Origin of the sequence: Streptomyces sp. NPDC057287 (assembly GCF_042667905.1) — a bacterium.
Taxonomy (GTDB): domain Bacteria; phylum Actinomycetota; class Actinomycetes; order Streptomycetales; family Streptomycetaceae; genus Streptomyces.
In genome coordinates, this window is sequence record NZ_JBHUYV010000002.1 from 600,604 (window position 1) to 621,070 (window position 20,467).

At 71.2% G+C, this 20,467-nt stretch carries 19 protein-coding genes; 13 read left to right on the forward strand and 6 right to left on the reverse strand.

The genetic code is table 11. The annotated features are described in order from the left end of the window. Positions 1-183: a hypothetical protein gene (locus ACFUNE_RS06025; RefSeq protein WP_329237680.1), complete on the forward strand. Its 183-nt coding sequence runs from the start codon at positions 1-3 to the stop codon at positions 181-183. Further along, entirely contained in the window at positions 180-722 is a 543-nt protein-coding gene (locus ACFUNE_RS06030; RefSeq protein WP_383563064.1) for an MOSC domain-containing protein, read from the forward strand. Before ACFUNE_RS06025 ends, ACFUNE_RS06030 begins: the two co-directional genes overlap by 4 nt. A gap of 227 nt (positions 723-949) precedes the next feature. On the opposite strand, the gene ACFUNE_RS06035 is transcribed toward ACFUNE_RS06030, so the two are convergent. Further along, a complete protein-coding gene (locus tag ACFUNE_RS06035; protein ID WP_383562728.1) occupies positions 950-1,843 on the reverse strand; it encodes a hypothetical protein in 894 nt (297 codons plus the stop codon). A gap of 207 nt (positions 1,844-2,050) precedes the next feature. On the opposite strand from ACFUNE_RS06035, the gene ACFUNE_RS06040 reads away from it, so the two are divergent. Then, entirely contained in the window at positions 2,051-2,956 is a 906-nt protein-coding gene (locus ACFUNE_RS06040; protein ID WP_383562731.1) for an oxygenase MpaB family protein, read from the forward strand. 34 nt (positions 2,957-2,990) lie between these two features. Here the strand turns inward: ACFUNE_RS06040 and ACFUNE_RS06045 are convergent, their stop codons facing one another. Beyond that, positions 2,991-3,590: a class I SAM-dependent methyltransferase gene (locus tag ACFUNE_RS06045; protein WP_383562734.1), complete on the reverse strand. Its 600-nt coding sequence runs from the start codon at positions 3,588-3,590 to the stop codon at positions 2,991-2,993. 161 nt (positions 3,591-3,751) lie between these two features. On the opposite strand from ACFUNE_RS06045, the gene ACFUNE_RS06050 reads away from it, so the two are divergent. From ACFUNE_RS06050 to ACFUNE_RS06090, 9 genes are all read left to right on the forward strand, one after another. Further along, on the forward strand, positions 3,752-4,549 hold the full coding sequence (locus ACFUNE_RS06050) for an MHYT domain-containing protein (RefSeq protein ID WP_383562737.1): 798 nt from the start codon (positions 3,752-3,754) through the stop codon (positions 4,547-4,549). A gap of 76 nt (positions 4,550-4,625) precedes the next feature. Then, positions 4,626-7,205 (forward strand): nitrate- and nitrite sensing domain-containing protein, encoded by a 2,580-nt coding sequence (locus ACFUNE_RS06055; protein WP_383562740.1) that lies wholly within the window; start codon positions 4,626-4,628, stop codon positions 7,203-7,205. Then, complete coding sequence (locus tag ACFUNE_RS06060) at positions 7,202-7,639, forward strand: roadblock/LC7 domain-containing protein (RefSeq protein ID WP_383562743.1); 438 nt, start codon at positions 7,202-7,204, stop codon at positions 7,637-7,639. Before ACFUNE_RS06055 ends, ACFUNE_RS06060 begins: the two co-directional genes overlap by 4 nt. A 16-nt stretch (positions 7,640-7,655) precedes the next feature. Continuing rightward, complete coding sequence (locus tag ACFUNE_RS06065; RefSeq protein WP_383563067.1) at positions 7,656-8,168, forward strand: DUF742 domain-containing protein; 513 nt, start codon at positions 7,656-7,658, stop codon at positions 8,166-8,168. Between the two features lie 173 nt (positions 8,169-8,341). Next, entirely contained in the window at positions 8,342-8,968 is a 627-nt protein-coding gene (locus ACFUNE_RS06070) for an ATP/GTP-binding protein (RefSeq protein ID WP_383562746.1), read from the forward strand. A gap of 178 nt (positions 8,969-9,146) precedes the next feature. Further along, on the forward strand, positions 9,147-9,557 hold the full coding sequence (locus tag ACFUNE_RS06075) for a roadblock/LC7 domain-containing protein (RefSeq protein ID WP_383563070.1): 411 nt from the start codon (positions 9,147-9,149) through the stop codon (positions 9,555-9,557). A gap of 107 nt (positions 9,558-9,664) precedes the next feature. Then, on the forward strand, positions 9,665-10,627 hold the full coding sequence (locus ACFUNE_RS06080; RefSeq protein WP_383562749.1) for a DUF6397 family protein: 963 nt from the start codon (positions 9,665-9,667) through the stop codon (positions 10,625-10,627). A gap of 40 nt (positions 10,628-10,667) precedes the next feature. Further along, a complete protein-coding gene (locus ACFUNE_RS06085) occupies positions 10,668-11,156 on the forward strand; it encodes a GNAT family N-acetyltransferase (protein WP_383562752.1) in 489 nt (162 codons plus the stop codon). 202 nt (positions 11,157-11,358) lie between these two features. After that, a complete protein-coding gene (locus tag ACFUNE_RS06090) occupies positions 11,359-12,000 on the forward strand; it encodes an LAETG motif-containing sortase-dependent surface protein (RefSeq protein ID WP_383562755.1) in 642 nt (213 codons plus the stop codon). 133 nt (positions 12,001-12,133) lie between these two features. On the opposite strand, the gene ACFUNE_RS06095 is transcribed toward ACFUNE_RS06090, so the two are convergent. Further along, positions 12,134-14,227 (reverse strand): SpoIIE family protein phosphatase, encoded by a 2,094-nt coding sequence (locus tag ACFUNE_RS06095; protein ID WP_383562758.1) that lies wholly within the window; start codon positions 14,225-14,227, stop codon positions 12,134-12,136. 179 nt (positions 14,228-14,406) lie between these two features. Here ACFUNE_RS06095 and ACFUNE_RS06100 point away from each other — a divergent pair, with 179 nt between their 5' ends. Continuing rightward, positions 14,407-15,465, forward strand: a complete 1,059-nt coding sequence (locus ACFUNE_RS06100; RefSeq protein WP_383562761.1) for an enoyl-CoA hydratase/isomerase family protein — start codon at positions 14,407-14,409, stop codon at positions 15,463-15,465. A gap of 121 nt (positions 15,466-15,586) precedes the next feature. Here the strand turns inward: ACFUNE_RS06100 and ACFUNE_RS06105 are convergent, their stop codons facing one another. The 3 genes from ACFUNE_RS06105 to rhaI form a co-directional block, all read right to left on the reverse strand. Further along, positions 15,587-17,068 carry a rhamnulokinase family protein gene (locus tag ACFUNE_RS06105; RefSeq protein WP_383562764.1) on the reverse strand — a complete coding sequence of 494 codons (1,482 nt, stop codon included), beginning with the start codon at positions 17,066-17,068 and terminating at the stop codon, positions 15,587-15,589. A gap of 81 nt (positions 17,069-17,149) precedes the next feature. Continuing rightward, positions 17,150-19,195, reverse strand: coding sequence for a bifunctional aldolase/short-chain dehydrogenase (locus ACFUNE_RS06110; protein ID WP_383562766.1), 2,046 nt, complete (start codon positions 19,193-19,195; stop codon positions 17,150-17,152). Positions 19,196-19,252: 57 nt separating this feature from the next. After that, entirely contained in the window at positions 19,253-20,419 is a 1,167-nt protein-coding gene (rhaI, locus tag ACFUNE_RS06115) for an L-rhamnose isomerase (protein ID WP_383562769.1), read from the reverse strand. Positions 20,420-20,467 lie beyond the last annotated feature (48 nt).

Sequence of the window (20,467 nt, forward strand, 5' to 3'; positions counted from 1 at the left end):
ATGTCGAACGGTGCAAAGATCGCCATCGGGGGAGTCGTCGCGGCAGTCGTCCTGATTCCGTTCATCGGATTCTGGTGGTCGCTGCTGGTCCTCATCGGTGTACCCACGGTGGGGTACCTCATGCTCGACCCGGCACAGAGGCGCAGGCTCCGCCGGATCAGTCGCAAGGAGATAGGGCGCTGAACAGCACAGTCACCGCGGTGAGCAGCAATGGCGTGTATTCCTTCACCAAGCCGAACAGGGCCGGCGTGATGCTGCTGGCCGGGCTCGGAGTGGAGGGCGACGTCCACGCGGGGGTCACGGTGAAGCACCGCTCCCGGGTCGCCCAGGACCCGACGCAGCCCAACCTGCGTCAGGTCCACCTCATCCACCAGGAGCTGTTCGCCGAGCTGAGGGCGGCGGGGTTCGAGGTCGTGCCGGGCGATCTCGGGGAGAACGTCACCACCAGCGGGATCGATCTCCTCGGCCTCCCCGTCGGCACCCTGCTCCACCTCGGCGACGAGGCCGTCGTCGAGGTGACCGGATTGCGGAATCCGTGCCTGCAGATCGACAGATTCCAGAGCGGCCTGCTCAAGCAGGTCGTCGGCCGCGCGGACGACGGCACCGTCGTCCGCAGGGCGGGAATCATGGGCGTCGTGACGACGGGCGGAGCCGTGCGGCCCGGTGACGCGATACGAGCCGAGCTGCCCGCCGGACCTCACCGGCCGCTGGAGCAGGTCTAGCGACGCGGGCTTCCTGGCCGCCCGGTCACGGGCAGGCCAGGAGGGTCCGCACACCCGGGCCGGAGCAGCGGGGCGATGATCTCCTCCTAGGAGCGGGCCCGCCCGCTCTGGATCCGAGCCGCCTCGGGCGCCGGCCCTTCCGGTGTGCCGGTTCCGCCGGACGAGTCGGACGGCCTCGTCGGCCGCGCGGACGGGCGGCACTGTCGACGGCTCCCTCGCGCACCTGCTCAGGCGGGCCGGACCGCCAGTTCGTCCAGCGACTTCAGCAGTCCCGGGAGCGCCGGTCCCCGGCCGACGGGCAGCACCTCGCCCGGTTCCTCGTCCAGCAGGACGAAAGCGATGTCGTCGGTCCGGGCGACGAGGGACCAGCCGGGGCCGTCGACACGCAGCGTGCGGGCACCGCCGGGGGCGAACGCCGATCGGATCCGGCCGGGCGGGGGAGGGGTCGCCACGTAGGCGAGGGCGGCTTCGAGCACCTTGCGCACCCCGGGGTGCCGCCCGGAGCCGTTCTCCTCCGCGTCTCCGTCGTCCTTGGCGCCGCGGCCCTCGGCGTCCTCCGTCGCGCCACCGGCCGGCTGCCCCTCCCGGGCGTCACCGTCCGGCCTGCCGAACGCTGTCTCGTCGTCGATCTGCTCGCGCCAGGCGGACCACTGCAGGGCGATCTCGTCCGCGCCGAGTCGCCGCTGGGCCGCGCCCCAGACCTCGGTGTCCGGGGGAGTCAGAGGAGCCGGAGCGGTTCCCTCGGCATCAGGGTCCGGCTCCGGGTCGTGCGGCTCGGGGACCCCTGGAGCGGCCACCGCCAGTGCGAGCGGCCATCCCGGGAGGGCGCAGACGACCGAGCGGTCGTCGGGGGAGAGGTCGTACTCCATCCCGCAGTCCCACGAGGCGATGGCGACGGCCACCAGCGAGACGTCCTCGACGACGACGGTCCAGCGGGCGCCCCCGCTGTCCTGGCCGAGCACGAGTCCGTACCCCTCGGCGTACGGCTCGAGGCCGAGCGCGGCACACGCGGCCACGTAGTCGTCCCCCAGCACGCTGGGAAACTGCGCGGGGGTCAGCAGCACCGCGGTCAGCACAAACAGCGCGTCGTCCTCGGCGACCGTGTCGTCCGTCCCTGCCACAGCACCCACCCTCATCCCAGATCGCTTGGTCCGTCGGCGCACCTTAACTACTCGGTAACCCTGTCGTCGAGGCCCTGACAAGGGATAACGGCCACGTATCCGGAGAACGCGACCGGCCGCGGGGGTTCGCCACGGCACCCCTCGCGCCGTGGTCCCGGTCCGCCGGTCACCCCTAAGGTGGTGAGACCGGCCGACGAGGGGGACAGCATGGTGGAGCGGTACGCACGGCTGAAGGAGATCCAGCGTCTGGACCCGGAGCGGGACTTCCTGGAGATCTACCGCCTCACCGTGACCTACGAATTCCCCTGGGACATCACCCGCGCCCTCGAACTCGCCCTGTTCCGCACGTACGCGGTCCCCAGCATCGGCCGGCTGCTGGCCGAGACCGGGGAACTGACGGAACGTTCACAGAAGAGGTACGACGACACCGCACTCCTGCTCGACGCCGTCGTCGAGCACGGCTTCGACAGCGAGCACGGCCGCGCGGCCGTCCGCCGGATCAACCGGATGCACCGCAGCTACGACATCAGCAACGACGACATGCGGTATGTGCTGTGCACATTCGTGGTCACCCCCAAGCGCTGGCTGGACAGGTACGGCTGGCGAAGGCTGTCCGCCCACGAGCGGCGTGCCTTCGCCGCGTACTACCGCACGCTCGGTACCCGCATGGGAATCCGGGACGTGCCGCGGACGTACGAGGAGTTCGAGCACGCCCTGGACTCCTACGAGGACGAGCACTTCGGCTGGGACGAGGGAGCGCGCACCGTCTCCGACGCCACGCTGGCCCTGATGGGCTCCTGGTACCCGCGGCCGCTGGCGCCCGCCGTGCGCAGCGCGAGCCTCGCCCTGCTCGACGACTCGCTGCTGCGGGCGTTCCGGTACGAGCGGCCGGGCCCCGTCGCCCGGGGTCTGACCCGCGGCGCGCTGCGTCTGAGAGCACGCGCCGTACGTCTCATGCCGCCGCGTTCCAGGGCCCATTACGCCCGGCAGAACCCCGAGATCAAGGGCTACCGGGAGGGCTACGAGATCGCCCGGCTCGGTACGTTCCCCATTCCGGGAGTGCGCGGCTGCCCCGTGCCGCACGGACGGGCCTCGGGCGCACCGGACGAGTGAGGCGGGTGGCGGCCGCCGGTGCCACGGCGACCGCTCAGCCGGTGCGCACGGCCAGCGCCAGGTAGCGACTGTCCTCGTCGGTGTACGCGTCCAGTCGCCATCCCGCGTCCGCCAGCAGCGGCGCGAGGCGGGGCTTCGCCCTGAGGTCGTCGTCGGAGACGTCCCGGCCGTGCCGTGCGGCCAACGCCGCACGCCCGATGGGGTGGAAGAGCGCGAGCCGGCCACCCGGGCGCACCACGCGCGCCAGTTCCGAGAGACCTCGCGCCGGCTGCGGGAGATGCGAGATCAGGCCGGCGGCGAAGACGGCGTCGAGGACGCCGGTGCGCAGCGGGAGCCGGGCGACATCAGCGAGCAGCAGCGCGCCGCTCGTTCCTCTGCCTGCGCGCGTTGCCGCGTCCAGCATGGGCGGTGTCAGGTCGGCGCCCAGCACCGCCCCACCGGGTCCGACCGCCTTCCGCAGCGCCGGCAGGGCCCGCCCCGTGCCGCAGCCCGCGTCGAGCACGGCCCCGCCGGGACGCAGGCCGAGCTCGCCGACGGCGGCGGCGTAGACCGGGCCGTCATCGGGGAAGCGACTGTCCCAGGCTGCTGCCCGCGGGGTGAAGAAGTCCTGGACGTGCGTCTGGTCGTCGGCCATGGGGACATGATCGCGCAGTCCGCACCCGAGCGAAACGACGCGAGGCGGTGCGCACGTTCGAACGCTGCCCGATCGTTCGGGAACATCTCTCTGTCATATCCCAACACCTTTCGAAATGCGCCCCTGGTACGCGCCCCGGAGCGGGCTAGCGTCCCGGATCCATGGGACACCTGGACCACGCCACCTTCGGCTGGCTGACACCCGTGCTGTCGTACGCGATGGCATCGATCGGCGCCGCGCTCGGACTGCGCTGTACCGTGCGCGCACTCGGCACCCGCGGCCGTTCGCGCCGGAACTGGCTCCTCACGGCCGCCTCCGCCCTCGGCACCGGCATCTGGACGATGCACTTCGTCGCCATGCTCGGATTCGGTGTCACCGGCACCGACATCCGTTACGACGTGCCGCTCACCCTCCTCAGCCTGCTGGTCGCCATGCTGGTGGTGGGGGCGGGCGTCTTCACGGTCGGCTACAGCCGCGACCGCTCGCGGGCCCTGCTCGCCGGCGGTCTCACCACCGGCCTCGGCGTCGCCAGCATGCACTACCTCGGTATGGCCGCCCTGCGTCTCCACGGCACGGTCGCCTACGACCCGCTGCTGGTGGGGGTGTCGGTCGGCATCGCCGTCGTCGCGGCCACCGCTGCGCTGTGGGCGGCGCTGAACATCAAGTCGCCGGGAGCCGTGGCGCTCGCGTCCCTGGTCATGGGCGCGGCGGTGAGCAGCATGCACTACACCGGCATGCTGGCCGTCGGAGTCCGGGTCGCGCCGTCGGGATCCGCACTGCCCGGCGCGACGGTGATGCAGTTCATCTTTCCCCTTGCCGTGGGGCTGGGGTCGTACCTCTTCCTCACCTCGGCGTTCGTCGCCCTCTCTCCGGCCGCCCGGGCCCACGACTCGCATGCAGCGACCCCGACTCCCGACGACGCCCCCGCGGAGCGGCCGGCGAGGGCGGGGGCTCCCTGACGGTCCCCGAACCCGTGGTTCCCCCGTCGTACACAGCATTCGGGGCACAGAGCTCCCCACTCGGAACGAGGAGGCCATGCGCACATCCCGCACGACGACCCCGGAACCCGGCGCAGACGCAGACGGGCCCGTGACACCGCCGCGCGGACGACGCGCACACGCCGGAGCCCCCGCGGACGAACGCCACGCACACGAGGCGGGCCCGCCCACGCCCGGCGGACCTCCGCCGCGAGGCGGGCCTCTGCGCCCCCGAACCGTACGAGCCAAGGTCATTTCGCTGCTGATGGTGCCCGTCGTCTCGCTCCTCGCCCTCTGGGGATTCGCCACCGTCACCACGGCCCAGGACGTGGCACGCCTGCGCGAGGTCCAGCGTGTGGACAGCACGGTGCGGGCTCCGGTCACCTCGGCCGTCGGCGCCCTGCAGAGCGAACGCACGGCCGCGCTCCGCCAGCTGGCCGCACCCGGAGCCGGCCACGCGGCCACCCTGAAGCAACGGGCCGCGCGGACGGACGCGGCGCTGGAAGACCTGCGCCTGGGTGACGAACACACCGTCGCCGACGCCGGCACTCTTCCCGCAGGAGCTGCTGCCCGGCTGACCACGTTCCTCGACCGCGCCCAGCAGTTGGGCGCCCTGCGCACCCGTCTCCTGGGCATGTCCGGGAAGGGGACCGGCGCCTCCCGGCCGGCGGACGCCGAGATACGCACCGCGTACACCCGGTACACCGGGACGATCACCACGGCCTTCGATGTCTCGGGCGCCCTGACCGGAACCCAGGACGCCGCAACGGGCTCCGAGGCCCGGGTCCTGCTCGAACTGGCCAGGAGCGGGGAGATGCTGGCACGCGAGGAGTCGCTGCTGGGGTCGGCCGTACTGACCGGCACACTCGGAGGGGAAGAACTGCGCCTGTTCACCGGCGCCGTGGCGACCCGCCGGACGCTGGCCGACGCGGCCGGGGACGATCTGCCCGCCGCCGGGCGCGAGGCCTGGCGCGCCCTCGACGAACGCGGCGCCTATCGGCGGCTGACGGCGGCCGAGGACGCGGTGCTGGCCGCACCGCCCGGAAGGCGCGCGGCGACGGCGGTGCCCGCGGCCTGGGAGAGGGACACGGCGACGGTGCGCACGGCGATGCGCGCCATCGAGACAAGAGCGGGCGCCCGGGCTGCCGACCGGGCGGGGCCCTTCACACGGGCGCTGTTCAGCCCGTCCGGGGCAGCCGTTCTCCTCGGATTCCTCGCAGTCGCCGCCTCGCTGGTGATCTCCGTACGGATCGGCCGCGGGCTCGTCGTCGAACTCGTCGGCCTCCGCGACAGCGCGCTGGAGATCGCGTGGCGCAAACTGCCGCACGCCATGGGGCGGCTGCGCGCGGGTGAGGAGATCGACGTGCGGGCCGAGGCCCCGGCGGGGCGAACGTCCCACGACGAGATCGGCCAGGTGGGCGAGGCCCTGGACGTCGTGCACCGCGCCGCCCTCGACGCCGCCGTCGAACGCGCCGAACTCGCCGGAGGCATCTCCGGGGTCTTCGTGAACCTGGCCCGCCGCAGCCAGGTCCTCGTCCACCGCCAGCTAGCCCTCCTCGACGGCATGGAACGCCGGGCCGACGACCCGGGCGAACTCGGTGACCTGTTCCGCCTCGACCACCTCACGACCCGCATGAGGCGGCACGCCGAAAGCCTGATCATCCTCTCCGGCGCCGCCCCCGGGCGCGCCTGGCGGATGCCCGTACCACTGACCAATGTCGTACGCGCGGCGGTCTCGGAGATCGAGGACTACGCGCGCGTGGAGGTGAGGGCGCTGCCCGACGCCGGTGTGAAGGGCGCGGCCGTGGCCGACCTCACCCATCTGCTGGCCGAACTCGTGGAGAACGCGGCGCAGTTCTCACCGCCCCACACCAAGGTGCGGATCAGCGGGGAGCCGGTGGGCAACGGGTACGCCCTGGAGATCGAGGACCGTGGGCTCGGCATGGGCAGGGAACTGCTCGACGAGGCGAACCGGCGCATCGAGCAGTCCGAGACCCTCGACCTCTTCGACAGCGACCGGCTCGGGCTCTTCGTCGTCAGCAGACTCTCCGCCCGCCACCACATCAAGGTGCAGCTGCGCACCTCCCCCTACGGGGGAACGACCGCGGTGGTGCTGCTGCCGACGGCATGCCTCCGGAACGGGCTTCCGGAAGGATCGTCGGCCGGTCCGGCGGACGCCGCGGCCCGGTCGACAGCCGTGGCCGGCGACGACGCAGGGCCGCGCCCCCCACGCCCACGCCCCGTCGCGGTCCCCGCACCCGTCGCCGTTCCGGCCCTGGAACCGGGCGCGGAAGCCGGCGGCCGGACGGAACCCCGGCCCGGCGCCGCCCCCGTGACCACCCTCCGCCGGCGCGCGCGTTCCGCCGAGGAGGACGGTGAGCTACCCCGGCGTGTCCGGCAGGCCAGCCTCGTACCCCAACTGCGCGAGCAGCTGAAGCGGGAGGAGGACGAGCAGCATTCCACCGGGTCGGCCACCGTGGCCGGCCGCACCCCGGAACTGGCACGCGACCGCATGACCGCCTACCGCGACGGTTGGGTCCGCGGTGGCGGGGCAGCGCCGGGGAGCGACCCCCACGGCTGCTCCGCCCCCGGGCCCGCAACCCCGTTCCGCCGGTACACCGAAGGAGAGCAGACATGATCGTGAACGAGAGGCCCGGACGGGCTTCCCGAGGCTCCGGCGAACTCGACTGGCTGCTGGACGATCTGGTGGCACGGATCGCCGACATCCGGCACGCCGTCGTCCTGAGCAACGACGGTCTCGCCGTCGGCGCTTCCCATGCGCTGGGCCGCGAGGACGCCGAACACCTCGCTGCCGTGGCATCGGGCTTCAACAGCCTGGCGAAGGGCACGGGGCGGCACTTCGGAGTCGGGAACGTACGCCAGACGATGGTCGAGATGGACGACGGCTTCCTGTTCGTCGTGGCTGCGGGGGACGGCTCCTGTCTCACCGTCCTGAGTACGGCGTTCGCGGACATCGGCCTCGTGGCGTACGAGATGGCCCGCCTGGTGAAGCGGGTGGGCGAGCACCTCGCCACCCCGGTGAGGCTCGCCGGACCACCGGCGACGGGCTGAGGACGGGCACGTGCGGATGAGCGAGGGCGGAGTGCCGCCGGACAGCACGGGCGGTCCACCGGGGAGCGCGGACGGTGTGCCGGCGGGCGGCGAGCACGGAGTACCTCCGGGCGGCGACGGCGGACCCCCGGCCGAGTACGGCGTACCGCTCGGCAGCCAGTGGTACGACGCCGAGGCGGGCCCGCTGGTCCGCCCCTACGCGGTCACCGGTGGCCGGACGCAACCGGGGCCCACCGGTGTGCGGTTCGACCTGATCGCCCTCGTGGCGGCCGACGACTGCGCGGATGACCGGCAGGGTGAGGCGCTGCTGGGCCCCGAGCACCGGGCGCTGCTCGCCCTGTGCCGCGAGGAGATCCAGTCGGTCGCGGAACTGTCCGCGGACGCCGATCTGCCCGTCGGTGTGGTGCGGGTGCTTCTCGGAGACCTGCTGGAGGCCGGCTGTGTCCGGGTCAGCAGGCCCGTGCCGCCCGCGCTGCTGCCCGACGAGCGCATCCTGCGTGAGGTGATCGACGGCCTCCGGGCGCTCTGAGCGCTCCGGTAACGGTCATGCGCACCGCTCACTCACGAAGGAATTCGATTCCGACCGGGCACGGGACGAACCCGTCCGGCCACATAAGTCAAAATCCGTTCACCCGCTTCGGTGACTGCCTCTGCTTGCCATGCTGTCGCCCCTACTGACGGCACTCGCGAGAGAAGTGATCGATGCCCTCCGAGCATGTGGACAGCCCAGCCGAGGAAGAATCCGGAGCCCTCGCCCTGAAGATACTTGTCGCCGGCGGCTTCGGGGTCGGCAAGACGACACTCGTCGGCGCGGTGAGCGAGATCCGGCCGCTGCGGACCGAGGAACTCCTCAGCGAGGCCGGGCAGTCCGTCGACGACACCGCCGGGGTGGATCAGAAGACCACCACCACGGTCGCCATGGACTTCGGAAGGATCACGATCCGCTCGGGGCTGTCGCTCTACCTGTTCGGCACGCCGGGACAGGACCGGTTCTGGTTCCTGTGGGACGAACTCTCGCAGGGTGCGCTCGGAGCCGTCGTCCTGGCCGATACACGGCGGCTCGAGGACTGCTTCCCGGCCGTCGACTACTTCGAGCACCGGCGCATCCCGTTCGTCGTCGCCGTCAACTGCTTCACGGGCGCACGGACCTACGCCGAGGACGACGTCTCCCGCGCACTGGATCTGGACGGGGGGACACCAGTCGTCCTGTGCGACGCGCGCGACCGCGCCTCCGGGAAGGAGGTCCTGATCCGCATGGTCGAATACGCCGGACGGATGCACACCGCGCGGCTCCTCGACGCGGTCGGGCAGGCGTCCGGCCCGGGGTGAGACCGGGGCAGGGCGAGGTCGTCCCGGTCCACGACGTGCGCCGGGAGCACGCCCTCGACCGCGGTCGGGCCGTGGCGCGAAGCAGCGCCTCCGGGGCGGGGAGGCGCTTGCCCGCAGGGGAGCCGTGCGCAAGGCTTGCGCGGAACGTGGGGAACGGATGAACGGGGAGGACGAGCACATGGCGCTGGACCGGGGACTTGACTGGCTTCTTGACGATCTCACCAGCCGGGTGGAGCACGTCCGGCACGCGCTGGTGCTCTCGAACGACGGGCTGGTGACCGGTGCCAGCACGAGCCTGGCCCGCGAGGACGCGGAACACCTGGCGGCGGTCTCGTCCGGACTGCAGAGTCTGGCCCGGGGGTCGGGGCGGCACTTCGGGGCAGGAAGAGCACGTCAGACCATGGTGGAGTTCGACGAGGCGCTGCTCTTCGTGACGGCGGCGGGCGACGGCAGCTGCCTCTGCGTCCTGAGTGCGGCCGAAGCCGATGTGGGCCAGGTCGCCTACGAGATGACCCTGTTGGTCAATCGCGTGGGTGAACACCTCGGTGTGACGGCACGGCAGGGCGTCGAGAGTATCGACCGCCTCTGACCTGCCCTTCCGCGGACAAGTAGGAGTTGTCCACAGGCTCGGCGACATTTTCCTCCCCCGGCTACCGTGGTCACACAGAGTAATTCGACTCACGGGGGAGGTAAGCCATGAACGTTACGGAAGACACTCGTAGGCCCGCCGCCGGCGCGGCGGAGCCGGAGTGTGTGTCGGCAGGTCGTGCAGCTCAGGAACTGACATTGAAACGCGGTGAGTTCGATCTCGCCGTCCATCTGGGCCTGATCGGTGCTGAGCCGGCGACCGGCGGGGCGAGGCCGCGGTTCCGCCGGCAGGAGATCGACCGGCTGCGCGCACGGCCCGGGTTCCCCGAATCGCTTCGGGACCAGGTGCGTACCGCAGGCACGGCGGAAGGTGCCGCCCTGCTCGGAATCAGCCCCGTGCGCTTCACGGGCCTCGCCCGAATCGGCTGCGTCTCACCGGTCGCGTTCTACCTGAACCGCTACCGCGCGGTGGTATGGCTCTATCTGAGGGACGAGCTCCTCGCCTTCGCCGCGCGGGAACCCGATCTGGTCGCGGCCAAGAGCCCGGCGGGGATGCGCACCATGCTCGAGGCGGGCACCGACTGGCGTGCGCGCAACTGGCGTTCGCGCAGGATCGACCGGTTGCTGAACCGTGCGGCGGACCCGTGGGCGCGCGCCGCGCTGCAGGCGTCCGCTCTGGATCCGGTGCAGCTCGCAGAGGTGGTGGAGGATCCGTACGAGCGTGCCTATCTGGCCCGCGTGCTGCCGGATCACGCCTTCGGCCGACCGGGGTCGCCGGCCGGAAGGGAGGCCGTGGTGAAGCTGATGCTGGCGGACGATCCGGACGAAATCCTGTGGCGCCGGGTGAATCTGACGATGGAGCTCGATCGGGCGCGCGAGATCCGCCCTGCCCCGCGACCCGGATGCGAACCCGCGTTCCGCCCGGTGCCTGGCGGAGCGGTGGTGAGTGGGGCCAGGCCCGCTTCCCTGCGGCCCGGCCCGGCGCCGGGCCGCCCCGGTGCGAGGCCCGGTGCGGCGCGGGCGCTGCTGGCCCGGATCGGGCTGCGCAGGCCCGGGCGTGAAGATCGTTAAAGCGATTGCACGGCGCGGTGCGACCAGGCATCTTGGGCCCATGCTGATCAGAGACGCCACCCCCGAGGACTGGCCCGCGATCTGGCCGTTCTTCCACGCTGTCGTCGTCGCGGGGGAGACCTTCACCTACCCGGTCGATCTCGGTGAGGGCACGGCCCGGGGCTGGTGGTTCCTCCCGGAGCCGAACCGCACGGTCGTCGCGGTCGACGAGGCCGGGACGGTGCTCGGTACAGCCAAGATGAACAGGAATCACATGGGCAACGGCTCGCACATCGCCAGCGCCAGTTACATGGTCGCGCCGGAGCACTCCGGCCGGGGTGTGGGCCGGGCGCTGTGCGAGTACACCGTGAACTGGGCGCGTGCGTCGGGCTATCGCGCCATGCAGTTCAACGCCGTGGTGGAGACGAACACCCACGCCGTGCGGCTGTACCGGTCCCTCGGTTTCGAGGTCATCGGGACCCTTCCCGAGGGATTCAAGCACCCCACCCAGGGCTATGTGGGCCTGCACATCATGCACAAGTCGCTCTGAAGACACCTCACAGACCTCCGGCGTCCCGGTGAGGGCAGTGGCTTCCGGCCATCCTGGCGTGTCCGGAATGTTACAAGTAGCGCTGTTCTGGACATGGTTGGCATATCGCTGAGGCATGGGGCGGGTGCGCCCTTTGGGGCAGAGGGCAGTACTGTGCGCCCCACCGCCATTCCAGCGGTGCATTCATATGGAGGAAGAATCGATGACCATACCCAGGAGATCGTGGCGCGGCGCGGGAGCATTCGCGGCCGCCGCGGTAGTCGGCCTGGCAGGCGGGGTCATCTCCGCCGGGCCGGCCGCAGCTCACACACCCACCTGGGCCGTGACCTGCTCCGAAGTGACGCTCAACCTGACGGCCTACTCGGGCAGCGCCACCAATGAGGTGACGGTCTCCGTCGTGGGTGGCGACGTGCTCCTTCCGACGACCCAGTTCGGCCGGGAATACAGCACGCAGACGCCGCTCCAGCTCCCGAAGCACGACAAGGAGCTGACCGTCCGCCTGGTCGTCAAGGCCGGGGACAACAGCAAGTACTCCGTCGAGGACACGAAGACTGCTCCGGTCTGCGAGGACGACAGCCCGTCGCCCACCCCGACCGAGGAGACGCCTTCGGAGGCTCCGAGCACCGAGCCGCCGACCTCGGCCCCCGAGCCGAGCGAGACGCCGAGCGAGACCGCCACTGAGGCCGCGCCCGCGCCGTCCGAGTCGAGCAGCACCGCGCCGGACCTCGCCGAGACCGGTTCGTCGTCGGCCACACCCGTCATCGGCGGAGCCGCTCTCGCGGTTCTCCTCGCCGGCGGTGGCATCCTGTGGTCCGTTCGCAAGCGCCGCAGCACGCAGCACTGACGCGTCCGGGCACTCCGGCAGACGGTGATTGAACACCGGAGGGCCGGGTGGGGGCGTACCGCATCGACTTCGTTGCCGTACGCCCCTGTCGCGTTCTCTGCCGAAGGCGGAGTCCCGCACTGCCCTCACGGCGTCAGGACGCGGGGCCGATTTCGCACCAGACGGCCTTGCCCTCCCCCCGGGGCTCGATGCCCCAGCGTTCCGCGACCGCGTCGAGAAGCAGCAGACCGCGCCCCGAGGTCGACGTCTCGCCCGGAGTGCGGCGCCGGGGCCAGACGCTCGAACGGTCCTGGACCGACAGTCTGATGCGCCGCACGGGCTCCGGCAGCACTTCCAGCGTCAGCACCGCCCCGCCCTCGGTGTGCAGCAGCACATTGACCAGCAATTCGCCCGTGACCAGCTCCGCGTCATCCGCCAGACCGGCCAGGTCCCAGTCCGTCAGAGCCTGACGCACGATCGACCGGGCCTCCGAGAGCCCCTGCGGATCCGCCTGATGGATGTACTGGTGCAGGCGGGGAGCGCGCGGCGACCCGAGGTCCGGGCTGCGCCGCAGGACCAGCAGTGCCACGTCGTCGCCCGACCCCCACCGCTCCCACAACCGGTCCGACAGATGGTCGGCCAGCGCCTCGGCGCCGTCCGGCCCGTCGCTCACCTCATGGATCAGGGCCGCAACACCCGCGTCCACGTCGGCTCCCGGTTCCTCGACCAGCCCGTCGGTGTAGAGCACGAGTGTCTCGCCGGGCACCAGGTCGAGGCGGGTCTCCGGGTACTCCTCGTCCCGGAAATCAGTGGAGATGCCCAGCGGAAGACCCCCGCGCACCTGCGGGACGCCGACCCGCCCGTCGGTGTGCCTGATCAGCGGCCCGAAGTGCCCGGCGCGTGCCACCCGGACCGCCCCCGTGGCGAGATCCACCTGGGCGTACGTCGACGTCGCGAACCGGTCGGTGTCCAGCTCTGCGAGAAAGCGGGAGGCCCGCGCCAGAACGGTCGCCGGAGGATGCCCCTCGGCGGCGTAGGCGCGCAGGGCGATGCGGAGCTGACCCATGATCGCCGCAGCGTGCGTGTCATGGCCCTGCACATCGCCCACCACGATGCCGATACGGTCCCTGGGGAGTGTGATCACGTCGTACCAGTCGCCGCCGACCTCGCGCCCGCTCCATGCGGCGTGGTAGCGGACCGCGATCTCGCCGCCCTCGATCTCCTGGATCCGCCGCGGGAGCATGGCCGACTGGAGGCCGGTGGCGAATTCGCGCTCCTCGTCGAAGAGGATGGCCCGCTGCAGGGACTGGGCCACGATGGCGGCCAGCCCCAGACAGAGGATCCGCTCATCCGCAGTGAACGCCGTTCGTTCACGGTAGAACAGAGCGAGTCCGCCCAGTGACCGTGCCTGAGCGATCAGCGGCAGATAGGCGACGGCGCTGAAATTCAGCGCGCCGATGTGCGGTTCGAGCACGGGATAGCGCCGGACCAGTGAACCGAGCGAGCTGATGAACCGGGGGCGCCCGCTGAGGATCGTGTCCCCGAGGGGAAGCGTCGCGTCGAGCTGCCCCGAGCCCAGGCCCTCGAGGACCTCCACCGACTCCCCGCTCAGCGCGATGATCCTCAGCGCGGAGTTCTCGACCAGGCCGAGCGCCAGCCCGTCCGCGCCGATACCGACCAGGCCGCCCGGGCCGGTGAGAGCGGCGGTGACGTCGTCGACGGTCACAGCGCGTGACATTGCGGCGGTGGTGCGTTCGACGACGTTGGTCTGGTGGCGACGGCGTTTTTCCAGGTCCAGCACGAAGGCCGAATGGGTGACTTCGGCCGTCGCGTCCCGCACCACACCGATGACGCGGTGTGCCCGGCCGTCCTCGGAGCGCAGGATCCGTGCCTGGACATGGGTCCACTGGCGGGTCCCGTCCTCCAGGGGCACCTGGAAGTGGACGCTGTACGAACTGCTCCCGCTGGAGATCGCCTCGTCGATCGTGGTCTCCAGGCGCGCCCGGTCAGTCGCGTCCAAAAGGTCGATCACGGCCGAGGGGGACTTCTCGAAGGTCGCCGCATTCAGGCCGAAGACCGTCAGCCCGGCTTCGTCGACGTCCACGGTCCTGGCATCCAGGTCCCATTCGAAGCTGCCGGTCCGGTTCATGGCGAGGCGCTCCGCGATCCCCGTCTCGCCGGCGTGCTGCCGTTCGAGCCGGAGCCGCGACGCTGCTTCGTCGTCTGCTCGCCGTGAAGAGTCGGTCATGCCTGCTCCGGAGGTCGTCCGGCGGGGCTGCTGGACGTCGCGGCCCGTGAATCTCAATTGTCGAGCCCGCGATGCCTGAGTGCCACAGCGCTACAGCGGCGGACCCGGCGCCAGGAGCCTGCGTCCGCCGTCGCAGAATGGCACACAGAGACCGTCCACGGCTGACCGGAGCGCACACCATGAACGACGACGAGCCCGTCCTGATGCACACCGAGGGTCACATCCTGCGCATCACCCTCAACCGGCCCAGGGCCCTCAATGCCCTCACGCATTCCATGGTCCGCCGTATCGACGAAGCGCTCACGCTGGCCGCGGGGGACGACGCGGTCGCCGCCGTCGTGATCGACGGAGCCGGGGACCGGGGGCTCTGCGCCGGCGGAGACATCCGTTCGATCTACGAGGACGCCCGGGCCGGCCGCCGGGCCTCGGTGGACTTCTGGCGTGACGAGTACCGTCTCAACGCCCGGATCGCGAGGTTTCCGAAACCGTACGTGGCACTCATGGACGGCATCGTGATGGGCGGCGGGGTGGGTGTGTCCGCCCACGGTGACGTCCGCATCGTCACCGAGCGCTCACGCGTCGCGATGCCCGAGACAGGCATCGGCTTCGTTCCCGACGTCGGCGGCACTCACTTGCTGGCCGCGGCACCGGGCGAGCTCGGCACGCACCTCGCACTGACCGGCCGTGCGGTCGACGCGGCCGACGCCATTCTGTGCGGCCTCGCCGACCACTTCGTTCCGTCGCACCGCCTCGCCGACCTCACCAACGAGCTTTCCCGGAGCGAGGAACCCGCCGGGACGACGGACATCGTACGGCGGTACGCGTCGGCGGCCCCGGAGGGGGAACTCGCCTCGCACCGCGGGTGGATCGACGACTGCTACGCCGCCGACACCGTCGAGGAGATCATCGACCGGCTGGTGAACAGCGGACTGCCCGCCGCGAAGGAGACCGCCGTCGAACTCCTGGGCGCGTCACCCACCGCGCTCAAGGTCACCCTGGCCGCAGTGCGCCGTGCCAAGGGGCTCGGCAGCCTCGAAGCCGTCCTCGACCAGGAGTTCCGCGTCTCCTGCCGGGCCTTCACCGGCCACGACCTGGTGGAGGGGGTACGCGCCCGGATCATCGACAAGGACCGCACCCCGCGCTGGAGCCCCGCCGAAGCCGGTGACGTCACCGCCGCCGACGTGGCCCGCCACTTCGAGCCGCTCGGCGAGCAGGAATTGGGCCTCGCCTCCGTCTGATCCATCTGCCCGGCCACCGGCCGCGGTTTCCCGTTCCTGCCCACCGGCCGCGGTCCCGCGTGCCCGCCCGGCTCCGCCGCCGGGCACGCGAGACCCCGGCACAGGGGGCCGGGGCTCCGCCTCACACGCGTACCGCCAGCCGGTCCGCTGCAGCGTCCCAGGCCCCGGAACCGCCCTGCGGGGTGTAGTGACGCAGTTGCTGGGTGCGGGCGACGAGCCTGCGGATGTGCGCCGGCCCGCCCACCAGGCCATGGGCCCGGGCCTGGAGCAGCACGTTGCCGAGCGCGGTCGCCTCTGCGGGCCCCGCCGTCACCGGCAGACCGGTCGCGTCCGCCGTCCACTGGCAGAGCAGCTCGTTGCGCGAGCCACCGCCGACCAGATGGATCCGTGTCAGCTCGCGGCCTGCCAGAGCGGCGGCCTCGCGCAGTGTCCTGCGATGGGCCAGCGCCAGACTCTCCAGGACACACCGCACATATCCACCCGGGCCGTCCGGTGTGCCCTGCCCCGTCCGGGTGAGAGCGGCGTCGATCCGCGACGGCATGTCATCCGGTGCCAGGAACACCGGATCGTCCGGGTCGATCACGGCGCCGAAAGGCCGGGCACGTGCCGCGTCGGCGAGGAGGCCCGGCAGCTCCGTCGGAGTGCCGTTGCGTTCCCAGGTACGGCGGCACTCCTCCAGCAGCCACATCCCCATGATGTTGCGGAGATAGCGCACCGTGCCGTCCACACCGCGTTCATTGGTGAAATTTGCTGCCCTCGACTCCTCGGTCAGCACCGGCGCGTCCAGTTCGAGCCCGGCCAGCGACCAGGTGCCGCACGAGACGTACGCGAAGCCGGGCTCGGTGGCGGGGACCGCGGCGACGGCCGATGCGGTGTCGTGCGAGGCCACGGTCGTCACCGGTGTCCCCGCCGGCAGACCCGTGAACGCGGCCACGTGCGGGAGCAGGGTGCCCGCACGCTCGCCGGGTTCTCGCAGGGTCGGGAACAGCGAACGCTCCAGCCCCATCCGCCCGATCAGCGTGTCGGACCAGCGGCCGGTGCGTGCGTCGAACAGGCCGGTCGTCGAGGCGTTGGTCGCTTCCGCCCCCACCTCTCCCGTCAGCCAGTACACCAGCAGATCGGGCATCAGCAGAAGGGTCCGGGCCGCCTTCCACTGAGCCGTCGAACGGTGGGCGGCCAACTGGAAGACGGTGTTGAACGGCAGATGCTGCAGGCCGCCGACGGCGTACAGCTCCTGTGGCTCGAAGCGGCCGAGCACCTCGGCGGCGGCCTCGGCGTTGCGCCCGTCGCGGTAGTGGAACGGGAGGCCGAGCAGCGATCCGTCGGAGTCCAGCAGCCCGTAGTCCACGGCCCAGGTGTCGATGCCCACCGAGGCCACAGGGCCGCTGCGCGCAGCGGCGCGCAGCCCGTCCAGCATGCCCTGGTACAGGGCGAGCACGTCCCAGCGGAGCCCGTCGGGGAGCAGGACCGGCGTGTTGGCGAAGCGGTGCGCCTCGGTCAGCACCAGTTCGTCGGGCCCGACCCTGCCGGTGATGACCCGGCCGCTGGTGGCGCCCAGGTCCACCGCGGCGAACACCGGGTCGTGTCGTGAAGTCGCAGACATGGAATTCTCATCCGATCCGGGCAGAGCCGCACCCCGGGTGTTCGCGGAACAGCACCCGGGGCGCGGCGAGGTGGAACGTGGTCAGCGCAGGAACGCCGCCGCCACACCGGCGTCGACCGGAATGTGGAGGCCGGTGGTGTGGGTGAGATCCCCGCCCGTCAGTGCGAAGACGGCGTTGGCGACATGCTCCGGGAGCACTTCACGCTTGAGGATGGTGCGCTGGGCGTAGAACTCGCCGAGCTTCTCCTCCTCGATGCCGTACGTCGCCGCGCGCTGTGCTCCCCAGCCCGCGGCGAAGATTCCGGAACCACGGACCACACCGTCCGGATTGACCCCGTTGACCCGGATGCCGTGCTCGCCGAGCTCGGCCGCCAACAGGCGCACCTGGTGGGCCTGGTCGGCCTTGGTGGCCGAGTACGCGATGTTGTTCGGGCCGGCGAACACGGCGTTCTTGGACGCGATGTAGATGATGTCGCCGCCCAGGTTCTGGGCCCGCATCACCCGCGCCGCCTCGCGGGAGACCAGGAACGAACCCCGCGCCATGATGTCGTGCTGCAGGTCCCAGTCCCGGGCCGTGGTCTCCAGCAGCGGCTTGGAGATGGAGATCCCCGCGTTGTTCACGACCAGGTCGACACCGCCGAAGGCGAGCGCGGCGGCCTTGAACGCCTCGGCGATCTGCTCCTCGGACGTGACGTCCACCGTCACCGCGACGGCCTTGTCCGGTCCTCCGAGATCCTCGGCGACGGCGGCCGCGTTCTCTGCGTTCAGGTCGGCGACGACGACACAGGCGCCCTCCGCGACGAGCCGCTGTGCGATGGCCTTGCCGATGCCCGACCCGGCGCCGGTGACGAGTGCTACCCGGGTGGCCAGCGCCTTCGCCTTAGGCATCCGGCGGAGCTTGGCCTCCTCCAGTTCCCAGTACTCGATCCGGAACTTCTCGGACTCCTCGATCGGCGCGTACGTGGAGACGGCTTCGGCGCCGCGCATCACGTTGATGGCGTTGAGGTAGAACTCCCCGGCGACCCGGGCGGTCTGCTTGTCCTTGCCGAACGAGAACATGCCGACACCGGGCACCAGCACGATCGCCGGGTCCGCTCCGCGCATGGCCGGCGAGTCGGGGGCGGCGTGCCGCTCGTAGTACGCGCGGTACGCCTCCCGGTATCCCTCGTGGAGCACCTGGAGACGGGCGACCGCCTCGTCCAACGGCGTGTCGGCCGGCAGGTCGAGGACCAGCGGACTGACCTTCGTGCGGAGGAAGTGGTCGGGGCAGGACGTGCCGAGCGCGGCGAGACGGGGGTGCTCGGCGCGCGAGAGGAAGTCCAGCACGGGAGCCGCGTCGGTGAAGTGCCCCACCTGGGGCCGGTCCGTGGACGCCAGCCCGCGGATCACCGGGGCGAGGGCCGCGGCCCGCTCCCGGCGCGCGGCCTCCTCCAGAGCCTCCCGGCCCGGGAGCACAGGGCCGAAGGGCTCCTCCCGGCCGTGCTCCTCCAGGAACGTCTCGGCGGTACGGATCATCCAGAGGGCGTTGCGCTCGCACTCCTCGGAGGTATCGCCCCAGGCCGTGATGCCGTGACCGCCCAGGACCACGCCGACGGCCTGCGGATTGGCCTCCTTGACGGCCGCGATGTCGAGACCGAGCTGGAATCCGGGCCGGCGCCAGCCGACCCAGGCCACCTTCTCGCCGAAGCACTCGGCGGTCAGCTTCTCGCCGTCGGCCGCGCACGCAAGCGCGATCCCGGAGTCCGGGTGCAGGTGGTCGACGTGCGCGGCCGGGACCAGCGCGTGCATCGCGGTGTCGATCGACGGAGCGGCGCCCCCCTTGCCGTGCAGGCAGTAGTCGAACGCCGTGACCATCTCGTCCTCGCGCTCCACCCCCGGGTACACGTCCTTGAGCGCTCGCACCCGGTCCAGCCGGAGCACGGCGAGACCGGCCTCGGTCAGCGTGCCGAGGTCGCCGCCCGAGCCCTTGACCCAGAGCAGTTCGGCCTCGCCACCGGTGACCGGGTCGGTCTCCGTCGCCTTGGCCGACGCGTTGCCACCGGCGTAGTTGGTGTTGCGGGGATCGGAGCCGACCCGGTGGGCGCGCTCCAGGAGCGCGGCGACTTCGGCGTGCGTCGCGGACGTCATGAGGGTTCCTTCGATAAGAGGGCGGGCGGGTGCGGCTGGACCTGCGGGGGAGAGGGCTCAGGCGCCCCAGCCCGCCTGTTCCCCGCCGACGCGGTCGGCGGCGATGCGCTCCTGGTTGCCTGAGGCGAGGTAGGCCGCGAAGGGGTCGCGCGCCAGGCCCAGCTCCTCGCGGACCTCCGCGAGCAGCGGCCGCACGTCCGTGTTGAACGCGTCCATCAGCACTCCGTTGGAGGCGAGGACATCCCCGGAGCGCTGCGCATCGGCCAGTGCCTCGGCGTCGATCAGCAGCGCTTTCGCGGATGCTTCCTGGACGTTGGTGACCGAACGGATGACGGCCGGAATCTTCGCCTCGATGTTGTGGCACTGGTCGAGCATGAAGTTGACGTTCGTCTCGGCCCTCAGGCCGCCGTTCTTGACCACCTCGTGCATGATCCGGAACAGCTGGAACGGGTCGGCCGCGCCCGCCATCAGGTCGTCGTCCGCGTAGAAACGGGAGTTGAAGTCGAACGCGCCGAGCTTCCCCTCGCGCAGCAGGAAGGCCACGATGAACTCGATGTTGGTGCCCGGGGCGTGGTGGCCGGTGTCGACGACTACCTGGGCCTTCGGTCCGAGCTTGAGGCAGTGGGCGTACGACGTGCCCCAGTCCGGGACGTCGGTGGTGTAGAAGGCGGGCTCGAAGAGCTTGTACTCCAGCAGCATCCGCTGGTCGTCGCCGAGACGCTCGTAGACCTCGGCGAGCGCCTCGGCCAGACGGTCCTGGCGGACCGAGATGTCGTCCTGGCCGGGGTAGTTGGTGCCGTCCGAGAACCACAGCTTGAGGTCGGGCGATCCGGTGGCGTCCATGATGTCGACACACTCGAGCAGGTGGTCCGTGGCCTTGCGGCGGACCTTCGGATCGGGGTGGGTGACCGAACCCAGCTTGAAGTCGTCGTCCTGGAAGACGTTGGAATTGATCGCACCGATCCGCAGCCCGAGCTCCCCCGCGTAACGGGTCAGCGCCGGGTAGTCCTCCACCCTGTCCCAGGGGATGTGCAGGGACACCTTCGGGGCGACTCCGGTATAGGCGTGCACCTGCGCCGCGTCCGCCAGCTTCTCGAACGGGTCGCGCGGGACACCGGGCTGGGCGAAGACCTTGAAGCGGGTCCCGGAGTTGCCGTACCCCCAGGAGGGCGTCTCGATGACCTGGGACTTCAGAGCTGCCTTGACGGCCGACACATCAGACATGAACACCTCGTAAGCAGAGTCATCCGGCGACCTGTCAGGATCGAGGAT

Bases quoted from the DNA above. Each gene is read 5' to 3' on its own strand.
- ACFUNE_RS06050 (WP_383562737.1), top strand. From the start codon at position 3,752: ATGGGACACCTGGACCACGCCACCTTCGGCTGGCTGACACCCGTGCTG.
- ACFUNE_RS06060 (WP_383562743.1), top strand. From the start codon at position 7,202: ATGATCGTGAACGAGAGGCCCGGACGGGCTTCCCGAGGCTCCGGCGAA.
- ACFUNE_RS06090 (WP_383562755.1), top strand. From the start codon at position 11,359: ATGACCATACCCAGGAGATCGTGGCGCGGCGCGGGAGCATTCGCGGCC.
- ACFUNE_RS06085 (WP_383562752.1), top strand. From the start codon at position 10,668: ATGCTGATCAGAGACGCCACCCCCGAGGACTGGCCCGCGATCTGGCCG.
- ACFUNE_RS06080 (WP_383562749.1), top strand. From the start codon at position 9,665: ATGAACGTTACGGAAGACACTCGTAGGCCCGCCGCCGGCGCGGCGGAG.
- ACFUNE_RS06025 (WP_329237680.1), top strand. From the start codon at position 1: ATGTCGAACGGTGCAAAGATCGCCATCGGGGGAGTCGTCGCGGCAGTC.
- ACFUNE_RS06100 (WP_383562761.1), top strand. From the start codon at position 14,407: ATGAACGACGACGAGCCCGTCCTGATGCACACCGAGGGTCACATCCTG.
- ACFUNE_RS06070 (WP_383562746.1), top strand. From the start codon at position 8,342: ATGCCCTCCGAGCATGTGGACAGCCCAGCCGAGGAAGAATCCGGAGCC.
- ACFUNE_RS06045 (WP_383562734.1), bottom strand. From the start codon at position 3,590: ATGGCCGACGACCAGACGCACGTCCAGGACTTCTTCACCCCGCGGGCA.
- ACFUNE_RS06105 (WP_383562764.1), bottom strand. From the start codon at position 17,068: ATGTCTGCGACTTCACGACACGACCCGGTGTTCGCCGCGGTGGACCTG.
- ACFUNE_RS06095 (WP_383562758.1), bottom strand. From the start codon at position 14,227: ATGACCGACTCTTCACGGCGAGCAGACGACGAAGCAGCGTCGCGGCTC.
- rhaI (WP_383562769.1), bottom strand. From the start codon at position 20,419: ATGTCTGATGTGTCGGCCGTCAAGGCAGCTCTGAAGTCCCAGGTCATC.
- ACFUNE_RS06040 (WP_383562731.1), top strand. From the start codon at position 2,051: ATGGTGGAGCGGTACGCACGGCTGAAGGAGATCCAGCGTCTGGACCCG.
- ACFUNE_RS06055 (WP_383562740.1), top strand. From the start codon at position 4,626: ATGCGCACATCCCGCACGACGACCCCGGAACCCGGCGCAGACGCAGAC.
- ACFUNE_RS06065 (WP_383563067.1), top strand. From the start codon at position 7,656: ATGAGCGAGGGCGGAGTGCCGCCGGACAGCACGGGCGGTCCACCGGGG.
- ACFUNE_RS06075 (WP_383563070.1), top strand. From the start codon at position 9,147: ATGGCGCTGGACCGGGGACTTGACTGGCTTCTTGACGATCTCACCAGC.
- ACFUNE_RS06110 (WP_383562766.1), bottom strand. From the start codon at position 19,195: ATGACGTCCGCGACGCACGCCGAAGTCGCCGCGCTCCTGGAGCGCGCC.